Origin of the sequence: Amycolatopsis sp. CB00013 (assembly GCF_001905755.1) — a bacterium.
In the GTDB taxonomy this organism is placed as follows: Bacteria; Actinomycetota; Actinomycetes; order Mycobacteriales; family Pseudonocardiaceae; genus Amycolatopsis; species Amycolatopsis japonica.
This window is the reverse complement of sequence record NZ_LIWC01000002.1, coordinates 100,926-115,049: the sequence shown is the minus strand read 5'-3', so window position 1 is coordinate 115,049 and position 14,124 is coordinate 100,926. Positions and strand designations below refer to the sequence as shown.

The following is a 14,124-nucleotide window of genomic DNA, read 5'->3' as shown; positions in this document are numbered from 1 at the left end:
GATGACGCAGTCGGTCGCGGTGAGCATCGAGCCGACCGTCGAGCTGACCCTGGCGTTGCGGGTGAGCACCGACTCCGAGCACGCCGCCACTATCGCCGCACGCCTGCTTGAGTCCTTTGAGGACACTGTCGGTGTGACGCTGACGGCACGGACCGTCCAAACCGGCCAGGTCGTCGAACTCGCCGGACGGCGGCGATCCAGTGAGTCCGGCCCGCCGCTGCGGATCGAGCCGGATTCGCGGCGAGTGCTGTTGCGCGGCGAGGTACTGGAGTTCACCAGGCTCGAGTTCGACCTCCTGCTGTTCCTGAGCCGGAATCCGGACCGCGTCTTCGACCGCATCACGCTGATGGAGCGGGTGTGGGGTCTGTCCGGCGGCAACGTCCGGACCGTGGACGTCCATGTCCGCAAGATCCGCGGCAAGCTGGAACCCGTGCTGACACCGATCGCGACGGTGCGCGGGGTCGGTTACCGGTTCGACGGGGCAGGCCAGGTGCTCATCGCGGACTGAGCCGTCAGGCGGGCAAAGCCGGGATGTCAGGATACGAACGTGAATCCCACTTACGTCCTGCTCCACGGTTCCAACAGTGCCTCGTTCACCTGGGGACCGCTGCAACGCGAGCTCGCCCTGCTCGGCCACCGCACGCTGGCCGTCGACCTTCCCGGACACGGTTTCGCCGCCGGTTTCCACGCCGCTTACCAGGCGCCGCAAGACCTCGAAGCGCTGGCCACGGCGCCGTCGAGCCAGGCGGGCGCCACCTTGGCCGAGGCCGTCGAGCAGGTGGTGGACGTCGTGCGCAAGGTCGCCGAGCACGGTCCCGTCATCCTGGTCGGGCACAGCCGCGGTGGGCTCCCGCTCACGGGCGTCGCGAACGCCGTCCCGGAGCTGATCGACCGGATCGTCTACATCTCCGCGTGGTGCTGCGTCGACGCGACGGTGGGCGAGTACATGCAGGGGCCCGAGTACGCGAGCAGCGCGCTGAACGACGTCGGCGGGGTCGTCGTCGCGAATCCGGCCGAACTCGGCGCGCTCCGGATGAACTGGCGCACCGCCGATCCCGCGCTGCTGGCCGCGTTGAAGACCGCGATGATCGAGGACGGCACCGACCAGGAATTCTTCGCCTACCTCAACACGCTCGAACCGGACGAGAGCCTCGACGCCGGGACCGAACTCGCCGACGCCGCCACCTGGGGCCGGATCCCGCGCACCTACATCAGGCTCACCGAAGACCGGTCGATGCCGCTCGCGCTGCAGGACCGTTTCATCAAGGAGGCGGACGCGCTCACCCCGGGCAACCCGACTGACGTGCGGTCGCTGACGAGCAGCCACGTCCGTTTCCTCGTGCACCCGCAGGAGGCCACCGCCATCCTCGCCGGGCTCGCGTGATGACGGACGCGCGGTTCACCAAAGGGCATCTGATCACCTTGCTGATCAGTTCCGCGATCGGTGTGGGATTCGGTGCCGGATGGTGGTTCTTCGGTGCCTCCTCCGTCGGCGACGGAGCGACGCTGCTGGTCGTCGTGGGCATCGTCGCGGTACTGGGCTTGGTGGGCTGGCTGGTCCTGACCGCCCGCCGGGGCGCCGGGCTGCCCGCGGGCGGCGGCCGGGAGGAAAGCCCGTTCGGCAAGCAGTACGGGATCGCCGTGCTGCTCATGCTGGTGGGGATCTTCGCCGGGGCCAGGGTGCTCTCGGCGGTTTTCGAAGTTCCCGAAGCCGTGCCCGCCTGGGTCCTCTTCGTGGTCGGCCTGCACTTCCTGCCGTTCGCGAAGTTGTTCGGCTCACGGCGTTTCCTGGTGCTGAGCGCCTTGTTGTGCGCTGTCGCCGCGCTGTCCGCCGTACTCGCGATCGCGGGCTGGGCCGCGGCCTGGCAGCTCGTGCCCGGCTTTGGAGGCGCCGTGGTGCTCTGGGGGACCGTCGCCGCCGGGCTGTTCGCGACGGAAGGTCAGGGAGCGACGAGCCCGGCTTCGTAAGCGAAGATCGTCAGCTGGACCCGGTTGGTCGCGTCGAGTTTGGCGAAGATCCGGGTGATGTGGGTCTTCACCGTCGCCTCGCTCAAGTGCAGTTCCACGCCGATTTCGGCGTTGGTCCCGCCTTGAGCGACGGCGGTGACGATCTGCCGCTCGCGTTCGGTCAGGGTGCCCAGCCCGGCTCGCGCCCGATGACGGCGCGGGCTCGTCCTGGTCGCGACGAAATGCCCGATGAGTTTCCGCGTGGTGCGTGGCGACAGCATCGCCTCACCCGCCGCGACCACGCGCACCGCGTCGATGATCTCCTGCGGCGAGCCCTCCTTCAGCAGGAATCCGCTGGCGCCCGCGCCGAGCGCGTCGAAGACGTATTCGTCGAGGTCGTAGGTGGTGAGCACGAGAACCTTCGGCGGATTGGGCAGCGCGGTGACCGCGGCGGTCGCGGTGAGGCCGTTCATCCGCCGCATCCTGATGTCCATCAGCACGACGTCGGGCGCGTGCATGGACACCTTCGGCACGGCTTCGTCCCCGTCGCCCGCTTCCGCGACGACCTCGATGTCGCCCGTGCTGGACAGGATCATCGACAAACCGGTTCGCACGAGCGGGTCGTCGTCGACGAGCAGCACTCGCAGTGGGCGCTGGTTCACCCGGACAGGTTAGTGGTGTCCCCACGGTAGCCAAGCCCGGACGGCGAATGTGCGCTCTTCGGTGGGGCCCGCGCTGACGTTCCCGCCGATCAGCGTGACACGCTCACCGATCCCGGCCAGTCCGGCGCCCGCGCCCGGCGGCTTTCCCGCCGCGGCGATCGCGGGCAGCGGATTGACGACCTCGACGGTGAGCCCGTTCCCGGGCCCGCCGCGAACCGAAACGTCGGCCGTCGCGCCCGGAGCGTGTTTCAGGATGTTGGTCATCGACTCCTGCACGATCCGGTACGCGGTCGTGCCGAGCAAGGCCGGCGCGCCGCCCGCGTCGTCGAGCAGGATCGTCACGTTGACCCCCAAACCGGCCCGGCGGGCATTGGCGACGAGTTCGGGGATGTCCGCCAGCGTCGGCTGCGGCGGCTCCGGATGGATTCCGTTCTCGCTGTTTTCGCCGAAACCCTGGCCATCGCGGAGGACCCCGATGACCTGCCGCAGATCTTCGAGCGACTGGCGCGCGGTCGTGCGGACGGTCTTCGCCGCCTCCGTCGTCGCGGGCCCCTTGCTGACTTCGAGCGCACCGGCTTGCAAGGACAGCAGCGAGAGCCGATGCCCGAGGACGTCGTGCATCTCGCGCGCGATCCGGGTGCGTTCCGCGCGGCGGGTCATTTCGGCGCGGAGTTCTTCTTCCTTGGCCTCACGGATCGCGAGCGTGTCCTGCATCCCGCGGACGACTCCGACGGTGAGCGGCACGGCCGTCATCACGACGGCGACCGTCAACGTCCCCATCAGCTGCACGGCGGAGAACTGCTTGCCGACGATCTGCCCCGCGACGGTCACGTCGGGATGGCGGTTGGCGTCGCCGAACAACGCCCACGCGGTGGCGACGTAGACCAGGACGGACCCGCTCCACAGGACGCGGTCGCGGCGGCGCGCGGCCAAGGCGGCGAGGGCGACCAACGCGGCCAGCGCGTCGGACCGGAAACAGAGCGGCGGCACCAAGGCGATACCGAGGACGAGTTCCGGCCATTTGTGCCGCCAGCAGAGCATGACCGCGGCCGCGATCCCGGTGAGGAAACCGAGCGTGGACCACCACGTCGGGTCGAAGGATTGCGTCGCCGGAAGGTAACCCTGGGCGCTGAAGACGAAAATGCTGCTGATCACGCACGCCGCGACCGCCACGACGGTGAGCACCACACCGAGCACACGCCTTGCCATGCGCTGAGCGTACGCAAACCCGCTTGGCCGGAGGCATCAGCGGAAGCGGTCCTTCACGGCGCGTGGATTACGACTTTCGTCGTACCGGGTTCGCGCGCCGAGGACGACGCGGACACCTCGCGATCGCTGGTTGTATGCCGCCTCGTTCATCCCTTTGGAAAGGAAAATCCCCCGTGACCCAGCAAACCCCCTACACGCCGGCCCCGCAAGCCCCCGCCAGCCCGATGCCGCCCCGCAACGGCATCGGCGTCACGGGCTTCGTCCTCGGCCTGGTGGGGCTGGTCTTCTCCCCGATCCCGTTCGTCGGCGTCATCGCCTGGCCGCTGGTGATCCTCGGCCTGATCTTCTCGATCATCGGGCTGATCCGCGTCAAGAACGGGAAAGCCTCCAACAAGGGGCTCTCCATCACCGGTATCGCCTTGTCCGCGCTCGGCCTCGTGGTCTGCGTGGTGTGGATCTTCGTGTTCAACGCGGCGGTCGACGAGGTCAACAACGAAATCAACCGCACCGCGAAGGTGTCCTACGAGGTCACCGGCGACGCCACCAACGTCGAGGTCATCTACGGCGAGGTCCTCAACCCCGTCACGGAGACCGTCCCGGCGCTGCCGTGGAACAAGGAAGTCGAGAACAAGGGCGTCTACAAGGGCGGGACGCTCACCGTCACGACCGGCGAGACCGGTGGATCCGTCACCTGCAAGATCACCGTCGACGGCGCGGTGGTTTCCACCAAGACCGCTTCCGGCGAATTCGCGATGGCCGCCTGCACCGGAGTGTGACGGTCGGACCGTGAAAGGCCTCCTTCGCCATTCTCGGGGTGGCGGGGAGGCCTTCGCGTTTCCGGCATGATGCGGTCATGACCGAGCCCGTCCATCCGTTCGCCCCACCCGCCGACGAACGTCACTGGATCGAAACCGTCACCGAACTGGCGAAGGACTTCGCCGCGAGCGCCGCCGAGTTCGACGAAACGGCCGAGCTTCCCATCGACAACCTCCGTGCCTTGCACGCGACCGGACTCGACAGGGCGACCTTGCCCGCGGAGTTCGGCGGCGAGGACCTCAGTTATCGGACCTACGGCGAGATCGTCCGGATCCTCAGCGCGGCCTGTTCTTCGACGGCTTGTATCTGGGTGATGCACATCGGCGCCGCCGTCGGGCTCGCCCAGTTGTCCGCCCCCGATGTGGGTCGCTTCTACGCCGACGAGCTGATCGGCGGCAAGCGCTTCGCCAACGCGCTGTCGGAACCGAGCAGCGGCAACATGTTCCTGATGCCGCAACAGGTCGCCGAGCCCGTCGACGGCGGGTACCGGCTCACCGGTGCCAAGCGATTCGTCTCCGGTTGCGAGGTCGCCGACCACTTCCTGGTCAACGCGCTCGTCGGCGGCGTGCCCACGTTCTTCGGCGTGGCGCCGGACGACACGACGACCTTCGTGCCCATCTGGGACACGATGGGATTGCGCGCCAGCCGAAGCCAGCTCGTCTCGTTCGAAGGCACCGTCCTGCGGGAGGACCGCCGGTGCCCGCCGCCGACCGTGCAGCGGCCGAACCACATCGCGGCCGGCCTCGCCTTCCAGTCACTGGGGATCGCCGACGCGGCGGAGCAGGCGCTGATCTCGCACGCCCGGAGCCGCGTCATTCCGGCGACCGGGGAGCCGCTCGCCGGAATGCAATGGCTGCAGTTCGAAGTCGCGGACGTTCACGCCCGTCTCGAAGCGTCGCTCATGTACGCCCGGAACATGGCGTGGCTGGCGGATCAGAACTCGCCGGAGTTCCTGCCCGCGACCATGACGGCGAAGGTGCTCGCGAACGACATCGCCCGCGACGTCGCCCAAGTCGCGCTGAAAGCGGGCGGAGGTTCGGGCTTCCTGCGCACTTCGCCGATCCAGCGGCTGTTCCGGGACGCGCAGGCGGGCGGGCTGATGGCCTATTCGGCCGAAGTCAGCAAGGACCGGATCGGGAAGACGGTGCTTCTGCCGCAGGACTGACCTCGGATGGCCGGCCGGGTGACGTCAAGCCCGGCCGGTCCCGCCGGAGCGGGTCAGCAGCAGCCGCTGCCGCAGCAGTCGCAATCGCACCAGTCGTCGTTCCGCATGGTCATCCACCTCCTCCCTCGGGTCCGCATTCGGGCGGGCACCAGGCGCCGGGAAGCGGATCGGCGCATTCGTCGCCGGACATCCCGGACAGCAGGGAAGTGAGCTCGGCGCGCAGCTCGCCGAGGCGCGCCATCTCCGCTTCGATTTCGGCGAGATGGCGTTCCAGCATGGTTTCGGCGGGTTCGCACGGGCACACCCCGGTGTCGCGCACGCTCAGCAGGTCACCGATCTCCGTCAGCGTCAGCCCGAGCCGCTGGGTGCCGCGGATGAACCGCAGCCTGTCGATGACGTCCTCGTCGTAGCGCCGGTGTGCCCCGGTCGTCCGCGCGGGCGCGGGCAGAAGACCGATGCGCTCGTAGTAGCGCACGGTGTCCGGCCGGACTCCGGCGCGAGAGGTCACCTGGGACATGGTCAACGCCGTCAGCGCCTTCGTCGCTTCGGTTCGCATTATCCGAGGGTAGAACTTGGACCCGGCTCCAGAATCAAGTCCGAATTCGACGGGGCTCACGAAGAGAAGACGACGGCCCGGCGCGTCCGCATCATTCGAAAGGGTGGAAACGGCGAGAGGACGGCACGGTGACTGACTTCCGGTACGTGATCAGGGACCTCACCACGGAGAGCGAACAGGTCGATGCCCTGGTGGCCGGCCTGGACGACACGGGGTGGGAGCTGCCGACACCCGCGGCGGGCTGGTCGGTCAAACATCAGATCGCGCATCTCTCCTTCATCTTCAAGATCGCCGGGTTGTCCGCGAGCGAGCCGCAGAGGTTCGCCGAAGTCATGAAGAGTTCGATGGCGCGCGGTTTCGACGCCGCGGTCAACGCGGCCCTCGACGACTACCTCGGAGACCCCAACGAGGTCGTGCTCAGCCGTTGGCGTGCCGAACGCGACGCCGGGATCAAGGCGCTCGCCGCGGTCCCGGCGGACCAGGTCGTCCCGTGGCTGGTCAACCCGTTGCCGCCGGCCATCCTCGCCTGCGCCGGGATGATGGAGCTGTTCGCCCACGGCCAGGACATCGCGGACGCGCTGGGAGTGCGGCCGGAGCGGACGGACCGGCTCGCGTATCTCGTCGGTTTCGCCGTCCGGGTGCGGGACTTCGGCTACGAGGCCCGGGGCCTGACCCCGCCGGAGCAGGAGTTCCGGTTCGAGATCACCGCGCCGTCCGGGCAGCTGTGGACGTTCGGGCCCGAGGACTCCCGGCAGCGCGTCACCGGGAGCGCGGAGGACTTCTGCCTGCTGGTCACGCGGCGCCGTCACCGCGAAGACCTCGACGTCCGCGCCGAGGGCGCGCTGGCGGACCATTGGCTCGACATCGCGCAGGCGTACCGCGGTCCGGCGGGCGAGGGACGCTCGCCGGGACAGTTCGGCCGGTGAAGATCCCGCCACCTTCGCGGTGATCGGGCATCCTGGAAGTCGCGGTCGGCCCCACTCGGTGCGATCGTCGATGGCACACGGGGTCTAGGAGGCGATCGTGGCACGGGTGTGGCTGATCAGACATGGCGAAAGCGAATCCAACGCCGGGCTTCCCGGCGGCGAACCGGGTGCTTCGGCGTTGACCGAACTCGGCAGGCGGCAGGCCGTCGAAATCGCGGATTCGCTGGCCGAACCGCCTCGTTTGATCGTGACGTCGCCGTTCTTACGGGCGCGGCAGACCGCCGAGCCGACGATGGAGCGGTTCCCCCAGGCGGAACGCGAGGAGTGGCCTGTCCAGGAGTTCACCTTCCTCGGCGAACTCCATGGACAGGTCACCACCACCGCCACCCGCAAGCCGTACACGGAGGCCTACTGGTCCCGTGCCGATCCGCACCACGCGGTGAACGGCGCGGAATCGTTCGCGGCCCTCTTCGGCCGGACCCAGGAATTCCTGGCACGGCTGGGAGAACGGGAACCCGGGCCGATCGCCGTCTTCACGCACGGGCTCTTCATCCGCGCGGTCATGTGGTCACTGCTGACCGGTACCACCACCCCGGACAGCGCGGCCATGCGCGGATTCCGCACCTTCGCCGACACCTACGTCGTGCCGAACGGCAACATCACCGAACTGCGGTACACACCCGGGAAGCGGATTCCGCGCATGGTGGTCCCGCTCGCGTCCCGGTTCGCCGACCTCTAGGGCTTCAACAGCAGCCGGAGCTCGTTCACCCCGGTCATGTGCGGGCTGGGGATGAACGACGGCGGAACGGCCGGGTCGGTGCGCAGATCCGGGAAACGGTCCAGCAGGATGTTGAGCGCCGTCTTGCCTTCGAGCCTGGCGAGCGGGGCGCCGATGCAGAAATGGATCCCGCGTCCGAAGGCCAGATGCGGGTTGTGCGCCCGCGCCGGATCGAAGACGCCCGGATCCGTGAAGGTGCGCGGATCCCGGTTCGCCGCCGCGACCCAGATACCGAGCATGCTGTCCGCCGGGATCGTCTGGCCACCCAATTCGACTTCGGTCGTCGTGGCGCGGGCGACGAGCGCGAACGGGCTGAGGAACCGCAGGGATTCCTCGATGGTGGCGGGCAACAACGTACGGTCCGCACGGACACGCCGGTACTCGGCCGGATGGGAATCCAGGCACAGCACCGTGTTCCCGAGCAGCATCGTGGTGGTGATGTGCCCGGCGAGCAGCAGCACGTTCGCGAAGTTGACGACTTCGTTCTGCGTGAGTTTCGTGCCGTCGACCTCGGCTTCGACGAGTTTGGTCAGCAGGTCCTCGCGCGGATTCCGCCGTCGATCGTCGACGTGCTCGGAAAGGTAGTTCACCAGGTTCTTCACCTGCGCGGACGTTTCCTCCGCGGCTTTCTTGTCCTCTTCGGTCTGCTTGATCAACGACCGTTGCTGGCTGTTCCGCAGCAACGTGTCGACCCATTCCTTGAACAGGTCGCGATCGCTCGCCGGGATGCCGAGAAGTTCGGCGATGACGATCACCGGCAGCGGATAGGCCAGATGGGTCACCAGTTCCATCGAGTCCGCGCCGTCGACCGCGTCGAGGAGTTCGTTCGTCAAAGCGGCGATGCGCGGTTCGAGATCCGCCACGACCTTCGGCGTGAAGGCGTGGCTCACCAGCGTGCGCAGTTTCTTGTGATCCGGAGGATCCATCTGGAGCAGGTTGCCTTCGACGAACAGGTCCTTGTCCGGCGAGATCTCCTTGGGGATCAGCCGGGTGGTGTCGGAAGAGAACACCTTGGGATCACTCAGGGTCTTCAACGCCTCGGCGTGGCCGTAGACGTTCCACATGCCCGTCTCGGCGTCGAAACGGACCGGATCGGCCGGGAATTCGTCCCGAAGCCAGAACTGGGCTTCGTGGACGCCCCAGGTTTCGGCGATCGTGGTCATGGCTTGCCCCCTTCTTCTCGTGGTGGAGGAGCGCGGATCAAGCGGGCTCCTCGGGGCCGTCCTTCCGGTAGATCCAGGCGCGATAGGACGAGATCAGATCCTGGAACGCCTGGATCACTTCGGCCGCGGTGGCGGCCAGATTCGCGGTGGACGGTGGCTCCGGCGGCTCGAACGCCGTCCGGATGATGTGCGCGAGAGCGTCGGCCTTCTCTTCGATGGTGAGGTCGGCGCCGTCGCCGGTGAAGCTGTCCATCAGGTAGAACCCCAGCGCCGAAGCACGCAGGGAAAACAGCAGGTTCGGGATGTCGTCGCGCAGCAGGCCCCGGTCGGTCATCGTCTTCAGGTACCGCTCGGTCACGACCGTGTCCTGATCCTGCAAGGGATGTTTCTTCAACCGGCCCAGCAGTTCGGTGTTGCCGGTGATGAGCGCGCAGAGCAACGGGTTTCGCTGGGTGTACAGGAAAGCGGCCCGCTGGAACCGATGCGGGACGACTTCCGCCGGGTCTTCTTCCAGCCCTTCGAGAAGGTTCTCGGCGGCAAGGAGGGATTCACGCAGGAGCAGCGCGTGGAAGAGGGTTTCCTTGGTGGGCCAGTGCAGGTAGATCGTGCCCTTCCCGATGCCCGCCTGGCTCGCGATGTCCTCGATGGTCACCTTGCGATAGCCCAGCCGCGACAGCAGGACGCCGGCCGCGTCGAGGATGCGATCGGCGCGACCGGCGGTGCGGTCCGGACGTTCTGCCACGTGCGCTCCCAGGATCTGACTTCGTGACCAGATTTGCTCATCTGGTCATCCGGTCAGGTTCGACGGTAGCGCCGGGCGGTGGATTCCGGCAAGGAAATCGACGAGTTCTTAACGCAGACGGTGGGCGAGCAGGAACTTCCAGATGACCGGGGTCGCGTCGATGACGGTCGGAGTGGCGGAGTCGTTGTTCGGCGTGGTGCTCGGCCAAACGTGCCCGGCACCTTCGACCCGGTAGTGCTGGAGCGAGCAACCAAGCCATCGCTGAACGGTCACGTCGGCTTTCGGCGAGTACTGGATCGGCCGCGGGAAGCAGCCGTTCCGGTCTGCCCATGCCGCGAGCCAGTCCGGCAGTGTCGGCAGGCCCTTCGCGGGGTTTCCGGTGTAGGGGATCGTCGCGTCGGCCGTGCCATGGAAGTCGAGAATCGGCGCGGGGCGCGACGGGTGGCACTCGCCGCCTTGCGGGTAGAACGCGCCGGCGACCGGGGCGAACGCCGCGATCCGGCCCGGCATCCGGCAAGCGAGGACGCCGACGAACCCGCCGCCGTTCGACTTGCCTGTCGCGTAGATCCGGCGGGAGTCGACGCACAGTTCACGTTGGAGTGTGTTCAGCAGATCACTGGTGAAGAGTACGTCGTCCGCGGCCGCCGAGTACGGCGCGCCGGTCCACGCCGACTCCCCGTCCGTACCCGGAAGTCCTTGCGGGTAGACGGAAATCGCGTCGTACGCGGAAAACCCGGACAGCTCCTCCTGATACTTCGACGTCCGTTTGTGGCCATGGAACGACAACACCAGCGGGTACGGCCGTGACGACCGGTACTGCGCCGGCACGTGCACCGTGTACTCGCGGACCAGGCCGCCGGACGTCAACGTCCGCAGCGTCGTCGCCCCGGCGGGGACCGGGGACGGCAGCCGGCAGCCGGTCGTCGGCACCGGATGGTCGACCGGCGACGGCGTGGCCGACGCCGTCGGAGCGGCGAGCAGGCTCAGTCCGGCAGCGGCGGCGGCCATCAGCGCGAGACGGCGCAGGTATTTCGTGGGACCAGGCACGCGATCCTCCTTGATCGGGCGGCAGGGCGGTGATCAGGGTCACTCCTGACGCGGGCCTGGTCAGCATTGTGTTCATTGAGTTTTCGGACCGCTTTTCACGTCACCCTGCCGGGTGGTCCGTCTGATCGACCGGCCTGGGCCGCGGTCGGTCAGCCGCAGGCGCGTTTCGCCGTGAGCACGCGGGTCAAGGCCTCGTCGACCCGGGCGGCCGGGAGATCGCCGGACGCCAGCGCTTGCTCCAGCGTGGAGAGCACCGTGCCGACGTTGCCACCAGAGGACCACAACGCCTGATCCGCCCCCGCCTGCAATGCCTTGAGCACAGCCGTTTGCAGCGGGTACTGCGACGTGATCGCCTTCATCGCCCCGAGATCGTCGGTGATCACCGGACCGTCGAACGCGTAGTCCTTCCGCAGCAGCCGGTACGCCGCCGCCGACAGGGTCGACGGAGTACCGCCGGTCAGGTCGGGCACGTCCAGATGTCCGACCATGACGCCGACTTCGCCATACTCGCCGATGTCTCGGTACGGAACCAGGTCGACCTTCCGCAACGAGGCCAGCGGCGGCGTCCGCACCAATCCCTTGTGGGAATCCCCGCTGGCGTGCCCGTGTCCGGGGAAATGCTTCAGTACCGGCTGCACTCCGGCGTCCCGCAAACCCTGCGCGAACGCCAGGATGTACTTGCGCGCGACTTCCGGGTTCGCGCCGAACGACCGGTCGCCGACGATGTCGCGGTCCGGCTGATCGGTGATGTCGGCGTCGGGCGCGTAGTCGACGGTGACGCCACGGGCCAGCATCTGCCGCCCTCGCTCGGCCGCCTTCGCTCGCACCTGTGCCGGTGTCAGGGTCGAGGCCATCTTCCGTGCGCTCGGCATGTCGCCGTCGAGGGCGTCGATCCGCTGGACGCGGCCGCCTTCCTCGTCGATCGCCACCGATACCGGGACCTTCGCCGCACGCTGGACCTCGTCCAACGCGCGGTTCCGCAAGAGGGCGGTCTCGTTGCCGCCGAGGAAGATCCCGCCGATCTGCTGATCGCGTACCAGCTTCACCGCCGCCTGCGGGTCACCGGCGTTCACGCCGACCACCACCAGCTGGGCCAGCCGCTGCCGGGGGCTCATCTCGGCGATGACGGCTTCACAGCCTGGAACGGGCGCCTGCTCCGCCCTCGGTGACGGCGAGGGTGAAGGCTTGCTGGAGCTGGGTGGGGCTGAGGCGACGCTGCTGCGGGGCGGAGGTGCCGTCCCCGCCGGCTGCGCGGATCCGGCCTCGTCGTTCGCCGTACCGCACTGCACGCTGGTGAGCAGAACGGTCGCGGCTCCCAGGATGACGGTCGTCCATCGCTTCGTCGTCTTCGGTCGCCCGGAGTTCATCGGCTCGTTTCGTTCGTCGTCCATGCCGGTATCGACGGTAACCCGACTTGCCCTTTCGTACGCGCTTGCGTGCCCTTTGGTGCGTGAGCGCGACTGCCGGAACTTCGGCCCCACCTCCTTCCTCTTCCGTGTTCTCCCTCGTCAAGCGGATGTCCGGACTTGACAGTTCGATCTGCTGCGCCGTAGATTACCGCATGGTTATGGAACCGCAAGGTTATCCAGCGGCCACCGAAACGAACGATCGTGAGAAGTCGAAACTCGTGAGAACGGCTAGAGCGGCCGAAATGGAAGGCGGGCGACCGTGGCACAAGATCTGCTCGATGTCACCTTCGCGGCGCTCGCCGACCCCACCCGTCGCGCGATCCTCGCCCGGCTCGCGCGTGGGGAGGCCACGGTGACGGAACTGGCCGAGCCGTTCGCGATGAGCCAGCCCGCCATCTCCAAACATTTGAAGGTGCTGGAGCGGGCGGGACTGGTGGCGAGGGGGCGCGATGCTCAGCGCCGCCCCTGCCGGCTGGTGGCCCAGCCGTTGAAGAACGCGAATGAATGGATCGGCGGCTACCGTCGCTACTGGGACGAGGCCTTCACGGAGCTGGATCTCGTTCTGGAAGGGGAGATCCAGCACTCGGAACGCCGGCGCGAGACCGACTGACCACCGCACGACCGGAAAGGAACAGCACGATGGGACGAACTCTCAGCGTGACGAAATCCGGCGATCACGAGATCGTCATGACGAGGTCCTTCGACGCACCGAGGGCGTTGGTGTTCGACGCGTGGACGAAACCCGAGCTGGTACGCCGTTGGTTCGGTCCCCGTGACTGCGAGGTCGTCGAATGCGAAATCGACCTGCGGGTCGGCGGCGGATGGCGCTACCGGCTGCGCCACGGCGGGATGGAGATGCTGCTGCAGGGCGTCTACCAGGAGATCGACCGTCCGGGACGGCTCATCTCCCTCGAGACGAACGAGGACTGCGAGGCAGCGGAAGGTCAGGCCTTGGCGACTCTGACGTTGGTCGAACACGACGGGGTCACCACGCTGACCCAGGTGGTGCGGTACGGCTCGAAGCGGATCCGGGACGCCGTACTCGAATCAGGGATGGAGCGTGGCGTCGGCGAAGGCTTCGAGAAGCTGGCCGAGCTCGTGGCCGCTCCGGTGAAGGTGGGAGCACGATGAACGCCATCGCCGACCGTTACCGCGTCAGGGCCGATGCCTTCGAGCGCAAGATCGCCGCCGTCGAGGCTGGGCAATGGGAGAACCAGTCTCCTTGTGAGGAGTGGAACGCCAGAGATGTCGTCGAGCACATCATCGACATGCACGGCGCCATGCTGAGGCCCTTCGGACGCGCCCTTGGGCCGGCGCCCTCGCTCCTGGACGACCCGCTGGGGGCCTTCCGGGCGGCTCGCGCCGACGTCGAAGCCATCCTCGGCGATCCCGTGCTCGCGGCCACGGAGCAGGAGACGCCGTCGGGGAAGTTGACCGCCGAACAGCACATCGATCAAGTCGCCAGTGCCGACATGATCATCCACGGCTGGGACCTGGCCAGGGCCACCGGTCAGGACGACACGATCGATCCGGAGGAGGTCGCGCGGATGTGGCCGGAGGCGCAGGCGATCCCCGAACAGATGAGGATCCCGGGCGCGTTCGGGCCCGGCATCGTCGTCTTCGGCCCTGAAGTGAAGGTGCCCGAAGACGCGCCCTTGCAGGACAGGCTGCTCGGACTGATGGGCCGAAACCCGAACGCCTGAT

At 67.8% G+C, this 14,124-nt stretch carries 17 protein-coding genes; 10 read left to right on the top strand and 7 right to left on the bottom strand.

Features of this window, described 5'->3' with window-relative positions; all coding sequences use genetic code 11:
- Position 1 precedes the first annotated feature (1 nt).
- From AMK34_RS10395 to AMK34_RS10385, 3 genes are read left to right on the top strand one after another with little or no spacing between them, the layout of a single operon-like run.
- On the top strand, positions 2-508 hold the full coding sequence (locus tag AMK34_RS10395) for a winged helix-turn-helix domain-containing protein (protein WP_038508300.1): 507 nt from the start codon (positions 2-4) through the stop codon (positions 506-508).
- 39 nt (positions 509-547) lie between these two features.
- A complete protein-coding gene (locus tag AMK34_RS10390; protein ID WP_073844866.1) occupies positions 548-1,384 on the top strand; it encodes an alpha/beta fold hydrolase in 837 nt (278 codons plus the stop codon).
- The gene (locus AMK34_RS10385; protein ID WP_073844865.1) at positions 1,384-1,968 is read left to right on the top strand and encodes a DUF7010 family protein; all 585 of its coding nucleotides are present in this window, start codon (positions 1,384-1,386) and stop codon (positions 1,966-1,968) included. The genes AMK34_RS10390 and AMK34_RS10385 overlap by 1 nt, the downstream gene beginning before the upstream one ends.
- Here the strand turns inward: AMK34_RS10385 and AMK34_RS10380 are convergent.
- The gene (locus AMK34_RS10380) at positions 1,941-2,588 is read right to left on the bottom strand and encodes a response regulator transcription factor (RefSeq protein WP_038508305.1); all 648 of its coding nucleotides are present in this window, start codon (positions 2,586-2,588) and stop codon (positions 1,941-1,943) included. The two genes, AMK34_RS10385 and AMK34_RS10380, sit on opposite strands and share 28 nt — an antisense overlap.
- 30 nt (positions 2,589-2,618) lie before the next feature.
- The gene (locus AMK34_RS10375) at positions 2,619-3,818 is read right to left on the bottom strand and encodes a sensor histidine kinase (RefSeq protein WP_174491995.1); all 1,200 of its coding nucleotides are present in this window, start codon (positions 3,816-3,818) and stop codon (positions 2,619-2,621) included.
- Between the two features lie 224 nt (positions 3,819-4,042).
- Between AMK34_RS10375 and AMK34_RS10370 the strand changes: the two genes are divergently transcribed.
- Together AMK34_RS10370 and AMK34_RS10365 are read left to right on the top strand one after the other, a co-directional pair.
- Complete coding sequence (locus AMK34_RS10370) at positions 4,043-4,594, top strand: DUF4190 domain-containing protein (RefSeq protein ID WP_073846239.1); 552 nt, start codon at positions 4,043-4,045, stop codon at positions 4,592-4,594.
- A 77-nt stretch (positions 4,595-4,671) separates the two neighbouring features.
- The gene (locus AMK34_RS10365; protein ID WP_073844863.1) at positions 4,672-5,799 is read left to right on the top strand and encodes an acyl-CoA dehydrogenase family protein; all 1,128 of its coding nucleotides are present in this window, start codon (positions 4,672-4,674) and stop codon (positions 5,797-5,799) included.
- Between the two features lie 109 nt (positions 5,800-5,908).
- Here the strand turns inward: AMK34_RS10365 and AMK34_RS10360 are convergent, their stop codons facing one another.
- Positions 5,909-6,355: a heavy metal-responsive transcriptional regulator gene (locus AMK34_RS10360; RefSeq protein WP_073844861.1), complete on the bottom strand. Its 447-nt coding sequence runs from the start codon at positions 6,353-6,355 to the stop codon at positions 5,909-5,911.
- A gap of 128 nt (positions 6,356-6,483) precedes the next feature.
- Between AMK34_RS10360 and AMK34_RS10355 the strand changes: the two genes are divergently transcribed.
- The gene (locus tag AMK34_RS10355; RefSeq protein ID WP_073844859.1) at positions 6,484-7,281 is read left to right on the top strand and encodes a TIGR03084 family metal-binding protein; all 798 of its coding nucleotides are present in this window, start codon (positions 6,484-6,486) and stop codon (positions 7,279-7,281) included.
- A 97-nt stretch (positions 7,282-7,378) separates the two neighbouring features.
- Positions 7,379-8,020, top strand: coding sequence for a histidine phosphatase family protein (locus AMK34_RS10350; protein WP_038508311.1), 642 nt, complete (start codon positions 7,379-7,381; stop codon positions 8,018-8,020).
- Here AMK34_RS10350 and AMK34_RS10345 read toward each other — a convergent pair.
- The 4 genes from AMK34_RS10345 to AMK34_RS10330 all read right to left on the bottom strand — a co-directional run bounded on the left by AMK34_RS10345 (position 8,017) and on the right by AMK34_RS10330 (position 12,402).
- Positions 8,017-9,222, bottom strand: a complete 1,206-nt coding sequence (locus AMK34_RS10345) for a cytochrome P450 (RefSeq protein ID WP_073844857.1) — start codon at positions 9,220-9,222, stop codon at positions 8,017-8,019. The two genes, AMK34_RS10350 and AMK34_RS10345, sit on opposite strands and share 4 nt — an antisense overlap.
- A 37-nt stretch (positions 9,223-9,259) precedes the next feature.
- The gene (locus tag AMK34_RS10340) at positions 9,260-9,964 is read right to left on the bottom strand and encodes a TetR/AcrR family transcriptional regulator (protein WP_038508313.1); all 705 of its coding nucleotides are present in this window, start codon (positions 9,962-9,964) and stop codon (positions 9,260-9,262) included.
- 108 nt (positions 9,965-10,072) lie between these two features.
- A complete protein-coding gene (locus tag AMK34_RS10335) occupies positions 10,073-11,011 on the bottom strand; it encodes an alpha/beta hydrolase family esterase (RefSeq protein WP_083649825.1) in 939 nt (312 codons plus the stop codon).
- A gap of 149 nt (positions 11,012-11,160) precedes the next feature.
- Entirely contained in the window at positions 11,161-12,402 is a 1,242-nt protein-coding gene (locus AMK34_RS10330) for a glycoside hydrolase family 3 N-terminal domain-containing protein (protein WP_073844853.1), read from the bottom strand.
- A 277-nt stretch (positions 12,403-12,679) separates the two neighbouring features.
- On the opposite strand from AMK34_RS10330, the gene AMK34_RS10325 reads away from it, so the two are divergent.
- The 3 genes from AMK34_RS10325 to AMK34_RS10315 are packed head-to-tail and all read left to right on the top strand — an operon-like array spanning position 12,680 to position 14,123.
- The gene (locus AMK34_RS10325; RefSeq protein WP_073844851.1) at positions 12,680-13,030 is read left to right on the top strand and encodes an ArsR/SmtB family transcription factor; all 351 of its coding nucleotides are present in this window, start codon (positions 12,680-12,682) and stop codon (positions 13,028-13,030) included.
- Between the two features lie 29 nt (positions 13,031-13,059).
- Entirely contained in the window at positions 13,060-13,551 is a 492-nt protein-coding gene (locus AMK34_RS10320; protein ID WP_073844849.1) for an SRPBCC family protein, read from the top strand.
- The gene (locus tag AMK34_RS10315) at positions 13,548-14,123 is read left to right on the top strand and encodes a TIGR03086 family metal-binding protein (RefSeq protein WP_038508323.1); all 576 of its coding nucleotides are present in this window, start codon (positions 13,548-13,550) and stop codon (positions 14,121-14,123) included. Before AMK34_RS10320 ends, AMK34_RS10315 begins: the two co-directional genes overlap by 4 nt.
- The last annotated feature ends 1 nt before the right edge of the window (position 14,124 follow it).

Excerpts from the sequence above, each read along its gene's own strand:
- AMK34_RS10360 (WP_073844861.1), bottom strand. The coding sequence starts at position 6,355 with ATGCGAACCGAAGCGACGAAGGCGCTGACGGCGTTGACCATGTCCCAG.
- AMK34_RS10345 (WP_073844857.1), bottom strand. The coding sequence starts at position 9,222 with ATGACCACGATCGCCGAAACCTGGGGCGTCCACGAAGCCCAGTTCTGG.
- AMK34_RS10375 (WP_174491995.1), bottom strand. The coding sequence starts at position 3,818 with ATGGCAAGGCGTGTGCTCGGTGTGGTGCTCACCGTCGTGGCGGTCGCG.
- AMK34_RS10370 (WP_073846239.1), top strand. The coding sequence starts at position 4,043 with ATGCCGCCCCGCAACGGCATCGGCGTCACGGGCTTCGTCCTCGGCCTG.
- AMK34_RS10365 (WP_073844863.1), top strand. The coding sequence starts at position 4,672 with ATGACCGAGCCCGTCCATCCGTTCGCCCCACCCGCCGACGAACGTCAC.
- AMK34_RS10320 (WP_073844849.1), top strand. The coding sequence starts at position 13,060 with ATGGGACGAACTCTCAGCGTGACGAAATCCGGCGATCACGAGATCGTC.
- AMK34_RS10330 (WP_073844853.1), bottom strand. The coding sequence starts at position 12,402 with ATGGACGACGAACGAAACGAGCCGATGAACTCCGGGCGACCGAAGACG.
- AMK34_RS10315 (WP_038508323.1), top strand. The coding sequence starts at position 13,548 with ATGAACGCCATCGCCGACCGTTACCGCGTCAGGGCCGATGCCTTCGAG.
- AMK34_RS10385 (WP_073844865.1), top strand. The coding sequence starts at position 1,384 with ATGACGGACGCGCGGTTCACCAAAGGGCATCTGATCACCTTGCTGATC.
- AMK34_RS10395 (WP_038508300.1), top strand. The coding sequence starts at position 2 with ATGACGCAGTCGGTCGCGGTGAGCATCGAGCCGACCGTCGAGCTGACC.